Annotated in this window: 17 protein-coding genes; 8 read left to right on the top strand and 9 right to left on the bottom strand. The window is 68.9% G+C overall.

Annotated features, from left to right (window positions below):
- Positions 1-15 precede the first annotated feature (15 nt).
- Complete coding sequence (locus G5B46_RS21245) at positions 16-609, top strand: hypothetical protein (protein ID WP_165262199.1); 594 nt, start codon at positions 16-18, stop codon at positions 607-609.
- On the opposite strand, the gene G5B46_RS21240 is transcribed toward G5B46_RS21245, so the two are convergent.
- From G5B46_RS21240 to G5B46_RS21225, 4 genes are all read right to left on the bottom strand, one after another.
- A complete protein-coding gene (locus G5B46_RS21240) occupies positions 596-919 on the bottom strand; it encodes a hypothetical protein (RefSeq protein WP_165262197.1) in 324 nt (107 codons plus the stop codon). The two genes, G5B46_RS21245 and G5B46_RS21240, sit on opposite strands and share 14 nt — an antisense overlap.
- Positions 920-969: 50 nt before the next feature.
- Positions 970-1,245, bottom strand: a complete 276-nt coding sequence (locus G5B46_RS21235; RefSeq protein ID WP_165262195.1) for a hypothetical protein — start codon at positions 1,243-1,245, stop codon at positions 970-972.
- 127 nt (positions 1,246-1,372) lie between these two features.
- Positions 1,373-2,218, bottom strand: a complete 846-nt coding sequence (locus G5B46_RS21230) for an arginyltransferase (RefSeq protein WP_165262193.1) — start codon at positions 2,216-2,218, stop codon at positions 1,373-1,375.
- A gap of 111 nt (positions 2,219-2,329) precedes the next feature.
- Positions 2,330-3,229: a flagellar motor protein MotB gene (locus G5B46_RS21225; RefSeq protein WP_165262191.1), complete on the bottom strand. Its 900-nt coding sequence runs from the start codon at positions 3,227-3,229 to the stop codon at positions 2,330-2,332.
- A 126-nt stretch (positions 3,230-3,355) separates the two neighbouring features.
- Here G5B46_RS21225 and G5B46_RS21220 point away from each other — a divergent pair, with 126 nt between their 5' ends.
- The 3 genes from G5B46_RS21220 to G5B46_RS21210 are packed head-to-tail and all read left to right on the top strand — an operon-like array spanning position 3,356 to position 5,698.
- Positions 3,356-4,213 carry an NAD(P)-dependent oxidoreductase gene (locus tag G5B46_RS21220; RefSeq protein ID WP_165262189.1) on the top strand — a complete coding sequence of 286 codons (858 nt, stop codon included), beginning with the start codon at positions 3,356-3,358 and terminating at the stop codon, positions 4,211-4,213.
- Between the two features lie 4 nt (positions 4,214-4,217).
- Entirely contained in the window at positions 4,218-4,619 is a 402-nt protein-coding gene (locus tag G5B46_RS21215) for a hypothetical protein (RefSeq protein ID WP_165262187.1), read from the top strand.
- Between the two features lie 8 nt (positions 4,620-4,627).
- The gene (locus G5B46_RS21210; RefSeq protein WP_165262185.1) at positions 4,628-5,698 is read left to right on the top strand and encodes an alpha/beta fold hydrolase; all 1,071 of its coding nucleotides are present in this window, start codon (positions 4,628-4,630) and stop codon (positions 5,696-5,698) included.
- A 106-nt stretch (positions 5,699-5,804) separates the two neighbouring features.
- Here G5B46_RS21210 and G5B46_RS21205 read toward each other — a convergent pair whose 3' ends face one another.
- The 5 genes from G5B46_RS21205 to G5B46_RS21185 all read right to left on the bottom strand — a co-directional run bounded on the left by G5B46_RS21205 (position 5,805) and on the right by G5B46_RS21185 (position 11,893).
- Positions 5,805-6,671, bottom strand: a complete 867-nt coding sequence (locus G5B46_RS21205) for an exonuclease domain-containing protein (protein WP_165262183.1) — start codon at positions 6,669-6,671, stop codon at positions 5,805-5,807.
- A 1-nt stretch (position 6,672) separates the two neighbouring features.
- Positions 6,673-9,021, bottom strand: coding sequence for an NAD-dependent DNA ligase LigA (gene ligA, locus G5B46_RS21200; protein WP_165262181.1), 2,349 nt, complete (start codon positions 9,019-9,021; stop codon positions 6,673-6,675).
- A gap of 283 nt (positions 9,022-9,304) precedes the next feature.
- Complete coding sequence (locus G5B46_RS21195) at positions 9,305-10,294, bottom strand: DUF2891 domain-containing protein (RefSeq protein WP_165262179.1); 990 nt, start codon at positions 10,292-10,294, stop codon at positions 9,305-9,307.
- Positions 10,275-11,228: a DUF979 domain-containing protein gene (locus G5B46_RS21190; RefSeq protein ID WP_165262177.1), complete on the bottom strand. Its 954-nt coding sequence runs from the start codon at positions 11,226-11,228 to the stop codon at positions 10,275-10,277. Before G5B46_RS21190 ends, G5B46_RS21195 begins: the two co-directional genes overlap by 20 nt.
- On the bottom strand, positions 11,225-11,893 hold the full coding sequence (locus G5B46_RS21185) for a DUF969 domain-containing protein (protein WP_165262175.1): 669 nt from the start codon (positions 11,891-11,893) through the stop codon (positions 11,225-11,227). Before G5B46_RS21185 ends, G5B46_RS21190 begins: the two co-directional genes overlap by 4 nt.
- Before the next feature lie 151 nt (positions 11,894-12,044).
- Here G5B46_RS21185 and G5B46_RS21180 point away from each other — a divergent pair, with 151 nt between their 5' ends.
- The 4 genes from G5B46_RS21180 (at position 12,045) to G5B46_RS21165 (ending at position 19,638) form a co-directional block, all read left to right on the top strand.
- Entirely contained in the window at positions 12,045-12,821 is a 777-nt protein-coding gene (locus G5B46_RS21180) for a class II aldolase/adducin family protein (RefSeq protein WP_165262173.1), read from the top strand.
- 174 nt (positions 12,822-12,995) lie between these two features.
- Positions 12,996-14,123, top strand: a complete 1,128-nt coding sequence (locus tag G5B46_RS21175; RefSeq protein ID WP_165262171.1) for an efflux RND transporter periplasmic adaptor subunit — start codon at positions 12,996-12,998, stop codon at positions 14,121-14,123.
- Positions 14,123-17,269: an efflux RND transporter permease subunit gene (locus G5B46_RS21170; RefSeq protein ID WP_165262169.1), complete on the top strand. Its 3,147-nt coding sequence runs from the start codon at positions 14,123-14,125 to the stop codon at positions 17,267-17,269. The genes G5B46_RS21175 and G5B46_RS21170 overlap by 1 nt, the downstream gene beginning before the upstream one ends.
- 14 nt (positions 17,270-17,283) lie before the next feature.
- The gene (locus G5B46_RS21165; protein ID WP_165262167.1) at positions 17,284-19,638 is read left to right on the top strand and encodes a transketolase; all 2,355 of its coding nucleotides are present in this window, start codon (positions 17,284-17,286) and stop codon (positions 19,636-19,638) included.
- Positions 19,639-19,679: the final 41 nt, after the last annotated feature.

Genomic DNA, 19,679 nt, shown 5'->3' with positions numbered 1-19,679 from the left:
GTGGGTGGACGGATCATGAAGTGGCGTTCTTATGCCGCCGGGGCGACGATCGTTCTCGCAGTAGCTCTTGCCCTGTTTCTCGGTTGGCGAGTTCATGAGGCTTGGGTCTTTGAACCCGCCTATGACGTCGCCGACCCTGATTACGCCCATTTCACCCGTGAGTTCGACCGGCTGGTGTCTGCGTTCGAACACCGTGAACCTACGGCGCGGGACACGCTGGACCTTGCGCCCCTCAACGGCGGCCGCTGGACGACGGCCTGTCTCTTTGGGGGCTATACCGATCCGGTGGAAAAACTCGAACGCATGGGCGTGCGCGTCCCGCAGGCCGAGCAGCGCCGCATGGCCGCCGCCTCAGGGGGATTTCGACTGGCCCCGGTAGAAGAGTTCGAAGTCGTAATCGCCTATATCGACGCGAAGGCTACGACGCGTCTCATTCATTTCAAAAATGGCTTTGGCCCATCAGGCCAGCACTTCGAACGCTGCGTATCCAAGCCGGAAACGGTGATGCCGATCGGCATGACAGCGTCCGCTTCGGCAGGGCAGAGCGGCCTCGGCCGATCTGCGCGTCAGCAGCCACTGAAGACCAGCTTCCACCCTAGTTGGACGTAAGGGTCAGCTCCCAAGCCGTTTCAAACTCGCGCTCATCAATCTCGTGCAGAGTGATGTCACCATCACCGGTCTGATCGGTCTCGCCGACCGCCATACCTTCGGTAGCTCGCGAGAACGTTCCGTCCACTAGGCTCTGGCCCATCCTTGTCTCGGCTGGGAACTCGCTCGCCTCATGCCCGACAGCTTCGTCGTCAGCGAAGACGTTTATAGTTCGAGTCACCAGATCCTGCGCATCCACTTCGTAGAAGATCGCGGTCGGATTTGCCTCGTCGAGGCTTTTCCAATCGCACCGATAGTATCGTCTGCTCACAACAAAACTCGCTATTTAGCACGAACGTCAATCGACCTTGCGGACGGTTGTTAGCTTAACGTCTGCACGTAGGTGCGGATTGCTGAAGCGACGACCAACGCACGCTCACGGACACCGGGAGAGGGTGTGAGCCCAATGGTGTCGACTTCGACCGACACCAGGTAGTCCGCGACGGCATCGTCTGACCTGCCGTTGACGATCTGCCCGGCGGCGTTGAGGAGATAGGTGTCATACTCATCCGCCGGCAAGCCAGCGCCAATGGGATTCCAGTCGCGCCAGCCGATCTCGCGCAAGGGTTCCAGCTTGATTTTCAGATGCTTGGGCATTCGATCAAACTAGGACGCTCCCGTGTCCACAATCCCCCCTTCGCAGCCACTCGACGCGTCCGCTATGGGCGGGTGTCGATGGCGGTGAAGGCCCTGGTTCCAAGGTGGGAATGACAGGAAGAGGGTCCTAAGGCTTTCCGGCCGCCGGCAGTTCGGTCAGCGGCACGGCGTCGGACAGTTCGATCTCGCGCACCGCGGGGGCCGGGGCGGCCTTGGGCGGGCGGGCGCCGCGTTCGCGGGCCGACATCAGCGACCAGCCGCCGGGCTTGAGGATCTCCAGCGGCGAGAAGCGGGCCTTGTAGGCCATCTTCTCCGACCCCGGGACCCAGTATCCCAGATAGACGTAGGGCAGGCCGGTCAGGCGGGCCTGGACGATGTGGTCGAGGATGATGAACGAGCCCAGGCTGCGGCGTTCCTCGGTCGGGTCGTAGAAGCTGTAGACCAGCGACAGGCCGTCGGCGAGCACGTCGACCAGCACGCAGGCGACCAGTTCGCCGGGACCGCGATCCACCGACGGGCGGCGGTACTCGATCAGGTGGGTGCGGACAGCGGTGTCCTCGACCATGGCCACGTAGTCGGGCCAGGTCATTTCCGCCATGCCGCCGTCGGCGTGGCGGGCGGTGAGGTAGCGGCGCAGCAGCTCGAACTGCTCCAGCGTGGCCTCGGCCTCGACCAGGCAGCGGACCAGATCGTTGTTGCGGTTCAGGGCGCGGCGCTCGGAGCGCGAGAATTCGTAATCGGCGGCGGGAGCGCGGGCCGACTGGCAGGCGCGGCAGGTCTCGCAGGCCGGGCGGTAGGCGATGTTCTGGGAGCGACGGAAGCCGACCTGGGTCAGGCTGTCGTTGACGCCGGGGCCGTCGGACAGGGGCAGGTGGGTGAACACCTTCCGTTCCTGGCGGCCGGGCAGGTACGGGCAAGGGGTCGGAGCCGTCAGGAAGAACCGAAGCTGTCGCGTCGGAAAATGCTGCGTCACGTCTTCCCAATCCCCTTACGCCCGGTCAGGCCCCCGCCTAAACCGTGAAGGTGATTAGGCGGCATGCCGGGCCGTTGTGCAAGCAGGACAAACGCGCGACGCGGCTAACGGTCACAGGTTATCGGGCAGGACGGGCTTTTCGCGCAGCAGAACGATGGAAATGCGGCGGTTGCCGGCCAGGGTCGGATCGTCCGCATACAGCGGTTCGGAGTTGGCCTTGCCCGAAACCTGGTAGATGCGGTCGTCGTCGACGCCGGCGCCGCGGAGAATCTGCCGCGAGGAGTCGGCGCGCTGGGCCGACAGGGCCCAGTCGCTGTCGGCCTTGCGGCCGCGCTGGTCGGCGCTGGTGTGGCCCGAGACGGTGATGCGGTTGGGCAGCTGGTTGATGACCTTGGCCACGGCGCGCAGCAGCAGGCGGGCGCGGTCGTTGGGCTCGCGCGAGCCCTCCTTGAACATCGAGCGGCCTTCCTGGTCGACCAGCTGGATGCGCAGGCCTTCCGGGGTCTGGTCGATGAGGATCTGCTTGGACAGTTCGGCCAGTTCGGGCATGTCCTGCAGCGACTGGCGCAGGGACTGGGCGGCCGAGGCGAAGCTGTCCTGCTCCTTCTTGGCCAGGGCGTCGCGCAGGGCCTGCTCGCTGGCCGAGTCGAGGCTGGCGGTGGTCGAGGACTGGCCGTCCTGGTTGGTCTGGTCGGGGGCTTCGGGGGCCATCTGCTGGACGACCGACATCTTGCCGTCGGCCTTGGCGCCGTCGTCGCCCAGCGAGGTGCCGCCCAGGATGCCGCCCGAGCCGCTGGTGCTGGACGAGATCGAGGCCGGCGCGAAGTAGTCGGCGATGCCCTGCTTCTGTTCGGGGCTGGTGGTGTTGAGCAGCCACATCAGCAGGAAGAAGGCCATCATCGCCGTCACGAAGTCGGCATAGGCCACCTTCCAGGCGCCGCCATGGTGACCATGGCCGCCGCCCTTCTTGACCTTCTTGATGATGATCGGCGCTTCGCCGGTCGACGCCATCGTGCTTAAGCCTGCTTAACCCTGTCGGGGCAACCTGCCCGCAGGACGTTAAAATGGCGTTGCGATACGGGCCCGAAGGGCTCATGCACGGGGCCAATTCGCAGGGTGCGGCAAGGAGTCTCGCGTATGAAGACGGCGTTCATCGGTCTTGGCGTCATGGGCTTTCCGATGGCGGGCCACCTGCAGGCCGCCGGCCATGACGTGACCGTCTACAACCGCACCGCCGAGAAGGCCGCACGCTGGGTGGAAAAGCACGGCGGGACGAGCGATCCGACCATCGCGGGCGCCAGCAAGGGCGCGCAGCTGGTGGCCCTGTGCGTCGGCAACGACGACGACGTCCGCGCCGTGGTGGCGGAAATTATCCCCGCGCTGGAGGCCGGCGCGATCATCGTCGACCACACCACCACCTCGGCCACGGTGGCGCGCGAGATGGCCGACCTTTGCGCCCAGAAGGGCGTCGGTTTCCTCGACGCGCCGGTGTCCGGCGGCCAGGCGGGCGCCGAGAACGGCCAGCTGACCATCATGGTCGGCGGTGACGAGGCCGCCTACGCCGCCGCCGAGCCGGTGCTTTCGGTCTACGCCAAGGCCATGCGCCGCATGGGGCCGTCGGGCGCGGGCCAGCTGACCAAGATGTGCAACCAGATCGCCATCGCCGGGGTGGTGCAGGGCGTGGCCGAGGCGCTGGACTTCGCCAAGCGCGCGGGCCTGCCGACCGACGACGTGCTGGCGGCGATCTCCAAGGGCGCGGCCCAGTCCTGGCAGATGGAGAACCGCTGGGGGACGATGTCGCGCGGCGAGTTCGAGTTCGGCTTCGCCGTCGACTGGATGCGCAAGGACCTGGGCATCGCGCTGGACGAGGCGGCCCGCAACGGCGCGGCCCTCGACATGACCCGGATGATCGACGGCTTCTACGGCGAGGTGCAGGCCATGGGCGGCAATCGCTGGGACACTTCCAGCCTCGTGGCCCGTCTCGAAAACAAGTGAAGCCATGAGCGAGGCGCTCACCAACCTGACCGGCGTGTGGCAGGGGCTCTATTCCTACCCGGCCGCCGTCGCGCCCGTGCCGTTCACCGCCACCGTGCTGGAGAGCGGCGCGTGGGTCAGCGGGGCGGTGCACGAGGTCGCCTACGACGAATACGGCGTGGCCGAGGTGTTCTCGACCCTGCTGGGCAAGCGCTCGGGCGCCAGCCTGACCTTCACCAAGACCTATGACGGCGCGAACGGCTGGGAGCACGACGTGTTCTACGCCGGCGTGCTCAGCGCCGACGGCTCGGAAGTGGAGGGGACCTGGACCCTGCCGGGCGAGTTCTCGGGCAAGTTCCTGATGATCCGGTCGCAGGGGGCGCGCGCGGCGAACCTGCGGCAGGTGTTCGAAACCGTCCGCGCATGAGGAGCGCCATGATCCGTCGTTTCGCCGCCAGCCTGGCCCTGGGTGTTGCTCTTTCCGGGACCTCGGCCCTGGCCGCGCCGGCCGTGACGCACAAGGAAGGCGACTTCGTCGTCAAGGACTTCGAGTTCGGTTCGGGCGAGACCCTGCCGGAACTGCGGCTGCACTACACGACCCTGGGCGAGCCGCGGCGCGACGCGCAAGGGCGGGTGACCAATGCGGTGATGGTGCTGCACGGCACAGGCGGCAGCGGAAAGCAGTTCCTGTCGCCGCAGTTCGCCGACGAACTGCTGGTTCCCGGCGGCCTGCTGGATCCGGCCAAGTGGTACGTGATCCTGCCCGACGGCATCGGCCACGGGAAATCTTCCAAGCCCTCGGATGGGTTGAAGGCCAGTTTCCCGCACTACGACTACGACGACATGGTGCGGGCCCAGCACCAGTTGCTGGTCGAGGGCCTGAAGGTTGATCGCCTGCAGCTCTTGATGGGCACCTCGATGGGCTGCATGCACGGCTTCGTCTGGGGCGAGACCTACCCGGGCTTCGCCGAAAAGCTCGCGCCGTTCGCCTGCCAGCCGGTGGCCATCGCCGGCCGCAACCGCATGTGGCGCAAGATGACCATGGACGCCATCAAGGCCGATCCGGCCTGGAACGGCGGCGACTACGCCCAGCAGCCGATGCAGGGCCTGCGCACGGCGACCGACTTCCTGATCATCGCCGGCGCCTCGGCCCTGCCGATGCAGCTGGCCCTGCCGACCCGCGAGGCGACCGACAAGGCGCTGGAGGCCGACTTCAACCGCCGCATCGCGGGCCTGGACGCCAATGACCTGCTCTACCAGGTCGACGCCTCGCGCACCTACGACCCATCGGCGGAGCTGGAGAAGATCGAGGTCCCGGTGCTGTGGATCAACTCGGCCGACGACTTCATCAATCCGCCAGAGCTGGGCATCGCCGAGCGCGAGGTGAAGCGGCTGAAGCACGGGCAGTTCGTGCTGCTGCCGGCCAGCGAGAAGACCAAGGGCCACGGCAGCCATACCTGGGCGGTGCTGTGGAAGGACCGGCTGGCGGCGTTTCTGGGGAAGTAGGGGAAGACCCCCTCAGTCGCTTCGCGACAGCTCCCCCAGAGGGGGAGCATCTTGCTGACTAGATCCTCCCCCTCTGGGGGAGGTGGCCCGGAGGGCCGGAGGGGGATCACCCCACCAGCGCCAGCCAGGCCTCTTCGTCCATGATCTGCAATCCCCGCTCGCGGGCGGTGCGCAGCTTGGCGCCGGCGCCGGGGCCGGCGACCACCAGGTCGACGGCCTTGGTCACCGAGAGAACCACGCGCGCGCCCATCGCCGCGGCCAGGCCTTGGGCGTCGGGGCGGCTCATGGTGTCGAGCTGGCCGGTGAAGACCACCGTGCGGCCCGCCAGCCGGCGCTCGGCGCCGGGCGGCAGGACGGGGCGGGGCGGGGGCGGGGCCTTCCTGGGAAGGCTGCGGCTCTGCGAGGGGGCGTAGGCGTCCCGGCTCAGCCGGCCCAGCGTCAGGCCGATGCGGCCGGGCAGGTCGTGGATACGGCCCGCGCCCGTCGCTCCGGCGGCGGCGAGGGCGACCTGGCCGCAGGCATAGGCGTCGCCGGCCGCGTCGTGGTGCTTGAAGCTGACGCCCAGGTGACGGCCGACGACGTTCAGCTTGTGCGAGGGCAGGCTTGGCCAGACGCTGCGGGCGACCTGCACGGTGCACATGTAGTCGAAGGCCGGCGGCGTGATCCGATAGTGCTCGCAGGTGCGGCGGATGACGCTGATGTCGAAGGCGGCGTTGTGGGCCAGCACCAGGGCGCCGTCCAGATCCTCGCGCAGCCGGTCGAGCACGGCGGGAAACTCGTCGGCCTCGCGCACGTGGTCGGGGCCGATGCCGTGGAAGGCGATGTTGAACGGCGCAAAGCGCATGTCCCACGGCCGGATGTAGTGGTGGTCGACGCGTGCGACCGCGCCGTCCTCGATAAAGGCCAGGCCGATCGAGCAGGGGCTCGACCGGGTCTCGTTGGCCGTCTCGAAGTCGATGGCGACGACCTTCATGTCAGCCGGCGACCAGGGCCAGCCACTCGTCTTCGGTCATCACCTGGATGCCGAGGTCCTGGGCGGTCTTGAGCTTGGAGCCCGCGCCGGGGCCGGCGACGACCAGGTGGGTCTTCTTGGACACCGACGAGGCGACCTTGGCGCCGAGCGACTCCGCCTGAGCCTTGGCCTCGTCGCGGGTCATCTTCTCCAGCGAGCCGGTGAAGACCACGGTCTTGCCGGCCACGGCGGTGTCGGTCTTGGGCTTGGCCACGGCCTGGACGTCGAGCTCGCCCAGCAGGTTCTCGACCTTCTGGCGGTTGTGCTCTTCGGCGAAGAAGCGGGCTAGCGACTGGGCGGCCACGGGGCCGACGCCGTCGACGGCGGCCAGATGCAGGTAGTCCTCGCCCGGCGCGCCCTTGGCGGCCTCGGCCAGGCCTTGCGCGAAGGCGTCCCAGGTTCCGTAGCGCTGGGCCAGCGCCGCGCGGGCCGGCTTGGTCAGTTTCGGAACCACCTGGCCGATCTTCAGCTCCAGGTCTTCGGACTGGGGCCAGGGGTCGGCGGGCACGCCGGCGCGGCCGGCCTCCACGAGAAGATCCAGCGCCTTGGGGCCGACGCCGGCGGCGGTCGACAGTTCCAGATAGGTCGCGCCCGGCAGGCCAGCGGCGGCGGCTTCGGACGCGGCCCGAAGGTCGGCGAAGGTGTCGAAGTGACGGGCCAGCACCGTCGAGGTGGTGTCGCCGATGTCGCGCGCGCCCAGGCCGTAGATCATCCGATCGAGGCCGATCGTGCGCCGGGCCTCGATGCCGGCCACCAGGTTCTTGACCGAGGTCTCGCCGTAGCCGTCGCGCTCACGCAAGGCGGCCAGCTTCTCCTCGTCCTTGGCCAGCTTGAAGATGTCGGCCGGCTCGTTGATCCAGCCCTCCTCGAAGAAGGCTTGCAGCTGCTTTTCGCCCAGGCCTTCGATGTCGAAGGCGCGGCGCGAGACGAAGTGGCGCAGGTGCTCGACGCGCTGGAACGGGCAGGCGAACTCGCCGGTGCAGCGGCGGACCACGGACTCCACGCCGTTGGCGTTGATCTCCTGGGTCAGGGCCGTCTTCAGCGGGCATTCGCAGACGTGCGGGAAGTCGTAGGGGACTGCATCGTCTGGACGGACGGCGAGATCGACCTCGACGATCTGCGGGATCACGTCGCCGGCGCGTTGCAGCACGACGGTGTCGCCGATGCGGGCGTCGAGGCGGGCGATCTCGTCGGCGTTGTGCAGGGTGGCGTTGGTCACCGAGACGCCGCCGACGGTGACGGGCTTGAGGCGTGCGACGGGCGTGTGGGCGCCGGTGCGGCCGACCTGGATGTCGATGGCCTCAAGGATGGTCTTGGCGCGCTGGGCGGGGAACTTGCGGGCGATGGCCCAGCGGGGCGAGCGCGACACGAAGCCCAGGCGGCGCTGCCGCTCCAGGTCGTCGACCTTGTAGACCACGCCGTCGATATCGAAGGGCAGCTGCGGGCGCAGGGTCTCGAAGTGGGCATAGACGTCGAGCAAGCCTTGCGCGCCCTCGACCTTCTGGGCCGGCGGAGCGGTGGTGACGAAACCCCATTCCTCCAGCTTTTCCAGCGCTTCCCACTGGCCCGCGGCGAAGGGCTCGGACGCCAGGCCCCAGGCGTAGCCGAAGAAGCGCAAGGGGCGCGTGGCGCTGATCTTCGGGTCGATCTGGCGCAGCGAACCGGCGGCGAAGTTGCGCGGGTTGGCGTAGGTGCGCTGGCCGGCTTCCTCGGCCGCGCGATTGAATGCGGCGAAGGCTTCGAGCTCGACATAGACCTCGCCGCGGATCTCGATCACGTCCGGCCAGCCCGAGCCCTTCAGCTTATGGGGGATGTCGGCGATGGTCTTGAGATTGGCCGTGACGTCCTCGCCCACGCGGCCGTCGCCGCGCGTGGCGCCCTGGACCAGCACGCCCTTCTCGTAGCGGATCGAGGCCGACAGGCCGTCGATCTTGGGCTCGGCGGTGTAGAACACCGGCTCGTCGGCGCCGATGCGCAGGAAACGGCGGATGCGGGCGTCGAACTCGGTCGCCTCGTCGTTGGAGAAGGCGTTGTCGAGGCTGAGCATCGGCACGCCGTGCTCGACCGGCGAGAACTGGGCCGAGCGCGCGGCGCCGACCTTCAGCGACGGCGAGTTCTCGCGGATCAGGTGCGGGAAGCGCGCCTCGATGTCGGCGTTGCGGCGCTTGAGCTCGTCGTACTCAGCGTCGCTGACCGTCGGCGCGTCGTCCTGATAGTAGCGCAGGTCGTGGCCGGCCATCTCGTCGGCGAGACGCTCCAGTTCCTCGACGGCTTGGGCTTCGGTGAGGTCGGCGACGGAGATCAGGAGCACGGGTAGACGAATCCGGTTGCGGTCGGCGGGGCAACTTAGATGATCCTCCCCCTCTGGGGGAGGTGGCCCGAAGGGCCGGAGGTCCCATTTCCTGCAATGGAATCGGTGCGATCCCTCTCCCCTTGCGGGAGAGGGTGGCCTGCGGAGCAGGTCGGGTGAGGGGTCTCTCAAACCTCGAAGCTGCGCGTGGCGGTCAGGCCGGGCGAGGCGTCCAATTTCTGAGAGACCCCTCATCCGACGGCTTCGCCGCCACCTTCTCCCGCAAGGGGAGAAGGATCGCCGCTTACTCCTCCAGCATCGCCAGCAGGGCGAAGCTCGCCAGCCAGTGCTCGCCCATATAGTCGCCGGTCACGTGGGGCAGGGCGGCGGCCAGGTGCAGGTCGGCGGCCTCCAGCGCGACGGCGGCGATAGCCGGCGGGGCGTTCTTGGCCACGGCGCGCCAGCACCAGGCGCGCGACAGCGAAAGGCCGTCGAGGTGGGCGATCTTGCCATCGGTGCGGTCGCTGACGCTGGGCGGGGAGAACAGCGTGGCGGGCCGGCGTTCGGCCAGGTCCGGCAGGAAGGCGGCGAACCAGGTCGCGAAGGTGTCGGGCTGGAGGCGGCGCATGGCCAGGGCCTCGACCAGGGCCGAGGACAGGAAGTCGTCGCCCGAGGGCTCCCAGGCCTGGCAGGCGCGGTCCTGGCCGTACCAGGCGGCGGCCTTGCCCGCGAGCAGGGCGCGGAACTCGGCGTCGCCGGTCGCGTCGGCATAGTCGGCGGCCAGCGCCAGGGCGAAGGCGGTGTTGGAATGCACGCCGGCCCGGATCGGATAGTCGGCGATCGGCAGGAAGGCGCGGTAGCGGGCGACGAAGGCGTCGGCCAGGGGCTGCAGGGTCGCGGCCCAGGGCGCGTCGTGGGCCAGCAGTTCGGCCTGCAGCTTCAGCAGCCAGGCCCAGCCGTAGGGGCGCTCGAAGCCACGGCTTTCGGGGCGGGCCAGATAGGCGACCTCGGCGGCGACCTTTTTTGCGGTGAAGGCGTCATCGAACAGGGCCCGGATCGCCGAGGCCTCGGCGATTTCGGGATGCAGGCGCAGGAGCGTCGCCAGGGTCCAGTAGCCATGGACGCAGGAGTGCCAGTCGAAGCTGCCGAAGAAGATCGGGTGCAGGGCGCGCGGACCCTGCGCGTCGGCGTCGCTGGCCATCACGTGGTCGAGCTTGTTGGGATACTCGCGGGCGACGTGGCCCAGGGCGGCCTGGGCGAAGCGGGCGGCGGTCTCAGCGGAAAGCGAGGACATACATCAGGACCATGTTGATCAGCAGCATCAGCACAGCCGTCGGCGCCTGGGCCTGGATGACGGCGTAGCGGTTCTTCAGCTGCAGGAGAGCGGCGGGAACGAGGTTGAAGTTGGCGGCCAGCGGCGTGAGCAGGGTGCCGCAGAAGCCCGACAGCATGCCGATGGCGCAGACCACGGCCGGATCGCCGCCGAAGCGGCCGATCACCAGCGGCAGTCCGATGCCGGCGGTCATCACCGGGAAGGCTGCGAATGCGTTGCCCATCATCACCGTGAAGATCGCCATCCCCAGGCAATAGGCGACGACCACGGCCAGGCGGCTGTCGACCGGCGTGATCGCCAGGGTGATGTCGCCGATGGTCTGACCCACGCCCGCCAGGGCGAAGACCGCGCCCAGCGCCGCCAGCATCTGCGGCAGCAGGGCGGCCCAGCCGACCAGGTCCATCAGGCGGCGGCCTTCCTGCAGGGGCGAGGCGGCGGGCTGGCCGAACAGGCGCTGGGCGAGGACGGCGGCGACGACGGCGGCGATGGCCAGGGACACCAGGGTCGCCTGCTTGGGATCGACGACGTGCTGGCCGTGCCAGGTCAGGGCCTTGAAGGTGAAGGTGCCCGCCAGCACGATGATTGGGATCAGCAGGGCGGGAAGGAACAGCTTGAGGCCGAAGCGCTGCGCCATCTGCGCACGCTCTTCGCCCGTGGTGGTCCTGGGCTGGCCGACGCCCAGGCGGCCCGTGCCGGCCAGCAGGGCCAGCGCCACCACCAGGAAACCGTTGCCCAGGTCGCCCAGGCTGTCGCCGAACAGGAAGCTGATCGCGAACAGACCCCAGAAGGCGGCGTTGCCCAGGCGCTTCGGGTTGGCCTTGTCGCTAAGGCTCAGGGCTGCGAAGGCCGTGAACATGAAGCCGGCCAGCAGGTAGACGAGCGGCAGGCCGATCATGCCTTCACCTCGCGCTTCGAGAGCTTGCGGTCGAAGAGCAGCAGGCGCGCCCCGTGTACGAGGAAGGCGCAGATCGCCGTCGGGATGGCCCAGACCGAAAGGTGTAGCGGCTCGACCACCAGGCCGTTCTGGTCGAGGAAGCCGACGATCAGCAGGATCGAGCCGATGGCCATGAAGACGTCCTCGCCGAAGAAGACGCCGACATTGTCGGTGCCGGCGCTCATGGCCTTGACCTGGTCGCGGGTGGCGTCGTCCAGCTCGCCCTGGTTCTCGGCGGCGGCCTCGGCCATCGGGGCGACGAGGGGGCGGACGGTCTGGGCGTGGCCGGCGATCGAGATCAGGCCCATGGCCGCTGTCAGCTGGCGCAGCAGCAGGTAGACGACCAGGATCCGGCCGGCGGTGGCGGCCTTCAGGCTCTTGATCGCCATACGCGCGCGCTCCTGCAGGCCCGAGCGCTCGAGCACGCCGATGGCGGGCAGGATCAGCCAGGCGATGCTGACATAGCGGTTCTGGTTGAAGGCCTTGCCGAAGGCGGCCAGCACCTCCAGAGGGCCAAGGCCCGCGGCCAGGCCCGAGGCCATGGCGGCGCAGACCACCACCAGCAGCGGATTGAACCGCAGGGCGAAGCCCAGGACGATCACGCCCACGCCGATCAAGGGCAACATGCGGCAGATCCCCCGTCTTCGAATCCGCCAGGACCGTCCGACGGGGAAAGGGCGCTGGCAAGTACGATCCGATCGAACGCGGGTCGCTTGACGTCGGCGCCCGACGGCGCGACGCTCAACTCAACAATGATAACTTACGGGAGCAAGCGTCATGGCCGACGGAACCGGCGCGATCGCCGCATCGATCAAGGATCAGGTCAGCGAGGCCGAATGGCAGGCCCGGGTCGACCTGGCGGCCCTCTACCGCCTGGTCGCGGTGCACGGCTGGGACGACATGATCTTCACCCACATCTCGGCGCGGATCCCGGGGCCCGAGCACCACTTCCTGATCAACCCGTACGGCATGTTCTTCGGCGAGATGACCGCCTCGTGCCTGGTGAAGGTCGATCTCGACGGCAATGTCGTCGACAAGACGCCGTACTTCATCAATCCGGCGGGCTTCACGATCCACTCGGCCATCCACGCCGCGCGCGAGGACGCCCAGTTCGTGATGCATCTGCACACCGACCAGGGCGTGGCGGTGGCCGCCCATGCCGAGGGCCTGCTGCCGCTGAGCCAGCAGGCGCTGATCGTCACGCCGCAGCTGGCCTATCACGACTACGAGGGCATCGCCCTGAACCTCGACGAGCGCGAGCGCCTGGTGGCCGACCTGGGCGACAGGCGTCTGATGCTGCTGCGCAACCACGGCACCCTGGCCGTGGGCCGCACGGCGGCCGAATGCTGGCTCGGGATGTTCTTCCTGGAGCGCGCCTGCGCCCAGCAGGTGATGGCTCTCAGCGCAGGGCGCGATCAGGTGCTGCTCGCTCCTGAGGCAGCGCAGGCCGAGGTTCGCAGCCAGACGGGCATGGGCCTGGGCATGATCGCGGGCCTGGCCTGGCCCGGTTGCCTGCGCAAGCTCGACCGGGAGTCCCCTGGCTACGCGGCCTAGACGCGAACGGCCAAGCTTGGCGACCGACGTTACGTCAAGTTGATGGCGTTCAAGTGTTGCAGAGTTGAAATGCCGCGTAATTCTAGTGTCACTAGACGCGGGTCTAGGGTGGGGTCATATGTCGCCCCAACCTAGACCTTAAGGGCGCCGGTTCAACGGCGCCGGAGCGTATTTGTGATCCGCAGGCACTTCTTCCTCATCGCGGCCGGGGTCGCGTTGGTTCTGATGATCCTGGCCGGCGGAGCCAAGCTGCTGTTCGGCGGCAAGGCCGAAGGGCAGGGCGGCCCTGGCGGCCGCGCCACGGCCGTCTCGCAGGTCAAGGTGGGCGAGCGCCCCTTCACCGACCGCATCGAAGTGCTGGGCGTGGCCAAGGGCCGCCAGTCGGTGACGATCACCTCCAACACCACCGAGCTGATCACCGCTGTCCATTTCCGCGACGGCCAGCTGGTTTCGCGCGGGCAGGTGCTGGTCACCCTCAAGGACGACCAGGAAACCGCCGACATCGCCCAGGCCCAGGCCAACCTGGACCAGGCCAAGCGCAACTACGACCGCTGGAAGACCCTGGCCGACAAGGGCATCGCCCCGCGCGCCACGGCCGAGCAGAACCTGGCCGCCTATGAAAGCGCCAAGGCCGCCCTGGCCTCTGCCAAGGCCCAGCGCCTGGACCGCGTGATCCGCGCGCCGTTCGCCGGCCGTGTCGGCATCTCCGACGTCGCTCCCGGCACGCTGATCGCGCCGGGCGGGGCCATCGTCAGCCTCGACGACGCCTCGGTGGTGCGCGTCGACTTCGCCGTTCCCGACCGCTACCTCGCCACCCTGCGCGAGGGCCTGCCGATCAAGGCCAGCCCCGACGCTCTGCCGGGCGAGACCTTCCAGGGCCAGATCGCCCAGATCGACACCCGTATCGACGCGGCCACCCGCGCCATCAAGGCCCGCGCCGAGTTCCCCAACCCGGGCGGTCGCCTGAAGCCGGGCATGCTGGTCAAGGTCGCCATCGACCAGGGCGTGCGCCAGGGCCTGGCCGTGCCGGAAGCGGCCGTGCAGTTCGAAGGCCAGCAGGCCTCGGTGTTCCTGGTCGCCAAGGGCGAGAAGGGCCAGGTCGCCCGCCGCACCAACATCACCACCGGCCTGACGGCCGACGGCTTCGTCGAGATCCGCTCGGGCCTGAAGGCCGGCGACGTGGTGGTGGCCGACGGCCTCAACCGCGTGCAGGACGGCGGCGCTGTGCGCGACGTCGCCAAGCCGGCCGGCGGCCCGGGCGCGCAGGGCGGAAAGCCCGGCCAAGACCGTAAGGCCGGCTGATGCTGTCCGACATCTCCGTCCGCCGCCCGGTATTCGCCGCCGTCGCGGCGATCATCCTCTGCGTCATCGGCCTGGCGGCCTTCGGCTCGCTGCCGATCCGTGAACTGCCCAATGTCGACCCGCCGGTGGTGTCGATCTCGACCGTCTATCGCGGCGCCTCGGCCGAGGTCATCGAAGAGCGCATCACCCAGGTGATCGAGCGCCAGGTGTCGGGCATCCAGGGCATCGACCGGGTCAACAGCTCGTCGCGCGACGGCCGCTCGCAGATCAGCATCACCTTCCGCCTGGACCGCGACCTGGACGCCGCCGCCAACGACGTGCGCGACGCCGTCAGCCGCGTCTCGGCCAACCTGCCCGACCAGGCCGACCCGCCGCAGATCGCCAAGGCCAACGCCGACGCCTCGCCGATCATCATCCTGAACCTGACCTCGACGACGCTGGATCCGCTGGAACTGGCCGACTACGCCGACCGCTACCTGGTCGAGCGGATGTCGACCATCGACGGCGTGGCCCAGGCCAACCTGTTCGGGGCCAAGATCTACGCCATGCGCATCTGGCTGAACGCCGACGCCATGGCCGCCCGCGGCGTGACCGTCAGCGACGTCGAGGACGCGCTGAACGCCCAGAACCTGGAACTGCCCGCCGGCTCGCTGGAGAGCAGCGCCAAGGACTTCACCATCCGCGTGGCCCGCGCCTACGCCACGCCGGCCGACTTCGCCCGTCTTCCGATCCGCGCCGCCGACGGCAACGGCTTCGTGCTGCGCCTGTCGGACGTGGCCCGTATCGAGGAAGGGCCGGACGAGCGCCGGCGCCTGTTCCGGGGCAACGGCGTCGACCAGGTCGGCATCGGCCTGACCCGCCAGTCGCAGGCCAACGACGTCGCCATCTCCGAGGCCGTCCGCAAGGAGGTCGAGGTCATCAACCAAACCCTGCCGCCGGGCACCAAGCTGGTGGTGGCCGTGGACAACTCGGTGTTCACCGCCGAGGCCATCCACGAGGTCTGGATCACCATGGGCATGTCCGTGGCCCTGGTGGCGCTGGTCAACCTGATCTTCCTGGGCAGTTGGCGCTCGGCGCTGATCCCCTCGATCGTCGCGCCGATCTGCATCCTGTCGACCTTCATCGTCCTGGCGCCGCTGGGCTTCTCGCTGAACCTCCTGACCCTGCTGGCCCTGGTGCTGGCCGTCGGCCTGGTGGTCGACGACGCCATCGTCGTGGTCGAGAACATCCAGCGCCGGGTGGACGAGGGCGAGCCGGCCCTGATCGCCGCCCAGCGCGGCTCGCGCCAGGTGTTCTTCGCGGTGGTGGCGACCACCATCGTGCTGATCTCGGTGTTCGCGCCGCTGATGTTCCTGCCCGGCTATATCGGCCGCCTGTTCGTCGAGCTGGCCGTGGCCATCGCCGCCGCCGTGGCCTTCTCGGCCCTGCTGGCGCTGTCGCTGTCGCCGATGATGGCCTCCAAGCTGCTCAAGCCCGCGCACGGCGGGGGCTGGTTCAACAAGCGCATGGACTGGGCGATGGACCGGCTGAAGGACAGCTACCGCGCCTCGCTCGAGAGCCTGCTGGGCGTGCGGGCCGCCAGCTTCGCCGCCGGCGGGGCGGTGATCCTGCTGGCCGGCTTCGCAGCCCTGCTGTTCGTCAGCCTGCCCAAGGAACTGGTGCCGGCCGAGGACCGCGGCCGCGTAGACATCCAGATCAGCGCGCCCGAAGGCGCCGGCTTCGACTACACCGCCGCGATCGGCGCCCGGATCGAGAAGATCATGGCCCGCTATCGCGAGGACGGCGTTGCCGAGCGGACCATCCTGACCATTCCGCGCTTTGGCCAGAGCCAGTTCAACTCGGGCAACGGCGTGGTGGTGCTCAAAGGCTGGGGCGAGCGCGACAAGACCGCCGACGACGTGGCGGCCGAGCTGAACAAGGACCTTTCCAAGATCACCGGCGTGCGCGCCGTGGCCAGCGTTCGCGGCGCCTTCCAGCGCGGCGGGGGCGGCGGTGGCGGCGGCGGCACCAATGTCGACCTCATCGCCGTCGGCAACGACTACGTCCAGCTGTCCAACTGGCTGAAGCCGATCCTGGCCGCCTCGCAGGAGAACCCGGGCTTCTCGCGCCCGCGCATCGACTACGAGCCGACCGCGCCGCGCCTGTCGGTGCAGATCGACCTCGACAAGGCCGCCAGCCTCGGCGTCTCGGCCCAGGCCGTAGGCCGGGCGCTGGAGACGATGTTCGGCTCGCGCCAGGCGACGACCTACATCAAGAACGGCCAGGAATACGACGTCATCCTGCAGACCGAGCTCGACCAGCGCCGCAGCGTGGCCGACCTCGACAAGCTGCAGGTGCGCACCAACGCCGGCGGGCTGGTGCCGCTGTCGACGGTGGTCAGGACCGAGCTTAGAGGCGACACCCCCGACCGCCCGCGCGTCGACCGCCTGCGCTCGGTGACCCTGACCACGCAACTGTCGCCCGGCTACACCGTCGAGGACGCCGTCAGCTTCTTCCAGGCCCAGGCCGCGCAACATCCGACCCCCGGCGTCAGCATCAAGTGGGGCGGCCAGGCCAAGGACTACCTGGAAGGCTCGGGCGGCATCGCCATCGCCTTCGGCCTGGCCCTGCTGCTGGTGTTCCTGGTGCTGGCCGCGCAGTTCGAAAGCTGGATCCACCCGGCGGTGATCATGCTGACCGTGCCGCTGGCGGTGCTGGGCGGCCTGTTCGGCCTGGTGATGGCCGGCTCGACCATCAACACCTACAGCCAGATCGGCCTGATCATCCTGATCGGCATCGCCGCCAAGAACGGCATCCTCATCGTCGAGTTCGCCAACCAACTGCGCGACGAGGGCCTGAAGGTCACCGAGGCGGTGATCGAGGCGGCGGCCCTGCGCCTGCGCCCGATCATCATGACCTCGATCGCCACGGCCATGGGCGCCTTGCCGCTGCTGCTCTGGACCGGGGCCGGGGCGGGAAGCCGCCAGACGATCGGGGCCGTGATCTTCTTCGGCGCGATCGTGGCGACCCTGCTAACGCTGTTCATCGTTCCGGTGTTCTACAACCTGCTCGCACGCTTCACGAAATCTCCGGAGTGGACGGCGCGGCAGATCGAGGACTATGAAGCGCGCGAAAAGGCGGGCGAGGGGCATACCTCACCCGTATAAACGGGTGAGGAAGCATGGCTGACGGGTCTCTGACGGCCAAGCGGCAGGAAATCGCGCTGCTGCGACGTCTCGAGGAACGCATTCTCTGGCTGGCGTCGTGGACGATCCACAACGCCAACCACCTTCGCGAAAGCCGCGACGGGCTGAAGGTCGGCGGTCACCAGGCCTCGTGCGCCTCGATGACCACGCTGATGACGGCGCTCTACATGAAGGCGCTGCGGCCGCAGGACCGGGTAGCGGTCAAGCCGCACGCCAGCCCCGTCTTCCACGCCATCCAGCATCTGTTCGGCCGCCAGAGCCTGGACAAGCTGAAGGCCTTCCGCGCCCTGGGCGGCGCGCAGTCCTATCCCTCGCGCACCAAGGACGTCGACGACGTCGACTTCTCGACCGGCTCGGTGGGCCTGGGCGTGGCGGTCACGGCCTTCGCCTCTCTGGCCCAGGACTATCTGGCCGCGCGCGGCTCGGTGAAGCCCGAGAGCATGGGGCGGATGATCTCGCTGCTGGGCGACGCCGAACTGGACGAGGGCAACATCTACGAAGCCCTGATCGAGGCCTGCAAGCACGACCTGCGCAACACCTGGTGGATCGTCGACTACAACCGCCAGAGCCTGGACGCGACGACCAAGGACCGGATGTTCACCCGCTATGGCGAGATCTTCGAGGCCGCCGGCTGGACCGTCGAGACCCTGAAGTGGTCCAAGCGCCAGCGCGAAGCCTTCGAACGACCGGGCGGAGCGGCGCTGAAGGCCTGGATCGAGACCGCGCCCAACGACCTCTATTCGGCCCTGACCTATCAGGGCGGCGCGGCCTGGCGCGAGCGCCTGACCGCCGACCTGGCCGGCGAGCCCGACGCCCTGGCGCTGGTGGCGTCGTACAAGGACGTCGATCTGGGCGAGCTGATGACCGAGCTGGGCGGCCACTGCCTGGAGACGATCCTGGAGGCCTTCGAACGGGCTTCCCGGGACGACGCCCCGCGGTTCTTCATCGCCTACACCGTCAAGGGCCTGCGACTGCCGTTCCAGGGCCACAAGGACAACCACGCGGGCCTGATGAACCCCACCCAGATCGCCGAGCTGCGCGAGCGGCTGGGCGTGGTCGAGGGCGAGGAGTGGGACGCGCTGTCGGGCCTGTCGTCGGCCGAGCGCACGGCGTTGAAGGGCCTCGTGGCCCGCGCGCCCTTCGCGGCGGCCAACGATCGCAACTACACGGCGGCGACCCTGGCCACGCCGACCCAGGACGAACTGCTGGCGGCGGTGGCTGGCGGGGCCGAGCAGTCGACCCAGGCCGCCTTCGGCAAGGTCATGTTCGACATCGCCGCCCGCAAGGATGAGTTCGCCGGCCGGGTGGTGACCACCTCGCCAGACGTGACGGTGTCGACCAACCTGGGCGGTTTCGTGAACCGGCGCGGGGTGTTTCACCGCCGAGCCCACGAGGACGTCTTCAAGCGCCGTCGCATCCCCTCGGCCCAGGTGTGGTCGATGGGCGAGACGGGCCAGCACGTCGAACTGGGCATCGCCGAGAACAACCTGTTCATCGCCCTGGCGGCGCTTGGCCTGACCGCGCCGCTGTTCGGCGAGCGTCTGTTCCCGGTCGGCACGCTCTACGACCCCTTCATCGCTCGCGGCCTCGATGCGCTGAACTACGCCTGCTACCAGGACGCCCGCTTCCTGCTGGTGGCCACGCCGTCGGGCCTGACGCTGGCCCCGGAAGGCGGCGCGCACCAGTCGATCGGCTCGCCGCTGATCGGCATGAGCCAGCCGGGGTTGGACAGCTACGAGCCCGCCTTCGCCGACGAGACGGCGGTGTTGATGGCTCACGCCTTCGAGCGCATCCAGGCCGCCGACGGCTGCTCGACCTATCTTCGCCTGTCCACCAGGAGCATCGCCCAGCCTGAGCGGCCGGACGGATCGTGGAAGCAGGGCGTCGTCGAAGGCGCCTACTGGCTGAAGCGTCCGGCGCCGGACGCGCGCCTGGCCATCGTCTACAGCGGCGCCCTCGCGCCCGAAGCCCTGGAGGCCCACGCCGCGCTTCTGGAGGACGAACCGGGCGCGGGCCTGCTGGCCGTGACCTCGGCCGACGTGCTGCACCGCGACTGGACCGCCGCTGGCCGCTCGCGCTGGACGGATGGGACCAAGCGGACCTCGACGGTGGAGCGCCTTCTGGCCGACCTGCCGCGCGATGCGGGCCTGGTCACCTTGGTCGACGGCGCGCCGGCCACGCTGTCCTGGCTGGGCTCGGTGCATGGCCACCGCCTGCGGGCGCTGGGCCTGGAGACCTTCGGTCAGTCGGGGGATCTGCCGGACCTCTATGCGAAGTACCGCCTGGACGCCGACGCGGTGCTCGACGCCTGCGCGGACCTGCTGGTTTAGGGAAGGGCCCCCTCCGGCCCTCCGGGCCACCTCCCCCAGAG

Source organism: Caulobacter sp. 602-2, from assembly GCF_011043625.1.
In the GTDB taxonomy this organism is placed as follows: domain Bacteria; phylum Pseudomonadota; class Alphaproteobacteria; order Caulobacterales; family Caulobacteraceae; genus Caulobacter.
The sequence above is the reverse complement of the archived record's forward strand: the minus strand, read 5'-3'. Positions and strand labels throughout refer to the sequence as shown.

Excerpts from the sequence above, each read along its gene's own strand:
- G5B46_RS21245 (WP_165262199.1), top strand. The coding sequence starts at position 16 with ATGAAGTGGCGTTCTTATGCCGCCGGGGCGACGATCGTTCTCGCAGTA.
- G5B46_RS21235 (WP_165262195.1), bottom strand. The coding sequence starts at position 1,245 with ATGCCCAAGCATCTGAAAATCAAGCTGGAACCCTTGCGCGAGATCGGC.
- G5B46_RS21225 (WP_165262191.1), bottom strand. The coding sequence starts at position 3,229 with ATGGCGTCGACCGGCGAAGCGCCGATCATCATCAAGAAGGTCAAGAAG.
- G5B46_RS21220 (WP_165262189.1), top strand. The coding sequence starts at position 3,356 with ATGAAGACGGCGTTCATCGGTCTTGGCGTCATGGGCTTTCCGATGGCG.
- G5B46_RS21215 (WP_165262187.1), top strand. The coding sequence starts at position 4,218 with ATGAGCGAGGCGCTCACCAACCTGACCGGCGTGTGGCAGGGGCTCTAT.
- G5B46_RS21210 (WP_165262185.1), top strand. The coding sequence starts at position 4,628 with ATGATCCGTCGTTTCGCCGCCAGCCTGGCCCTGGGTGTTGCTCTTTCC.
- G5B46_RS21205 (WP_165262183.1), bottom strand. The coding sequence starts at position 6,671 with ATGAAGGTCGTCGCCATCGACTTCGAGACGGCCAACGAGACCCGGTCG.
- G5B46_RS21195 (WP_165262179.1), bottom strand. The coding sequence starts at position 10,294 with ATGTCCTCGCTTTCCGCTGAGACCGCCGCCCGCTTCGCCCAGGCCGCC.
- G5B46_RS21190 (WP_165262177.1), bottom strand. The coding sequence starts at position 11,228 with ATGATCGGCCTGCCGCTCGTCTACCTGCTGGCCGGCTTCATGTTCACG.
- G5B46_RS21185 (WP_165262175.1), bottom strand. The coding sequence starts at position 11,893 with ATGTTGCCCTTGATCGGCGTGGGCGTGATCGTCCTGGGCTTCGCCCTG.
- G5B46_RS21180 (WP_165262173.1), top strand. The coding sequence starts at position 12,045 with ATGGCCGACGGAACCGGCGCGATCGCCGCATCGATCAAGGATCAGGTC.
- G5B46_RS21170 (WP_165262169.1), top strand. The coding sequence starts at position 14,123 with ATGCTGTCCGACATCTCCGTCCGCCGCCCGGTATTCGCCGCCGTCGCG.
- G5B46_RS21165 (WP_165262167.1), top strand. The coding sequence starts at position 17,284 with ATGGCTGACGGGTCTCTGACGGCCAAGCGGCAGGAAATCGCGCTGCTG.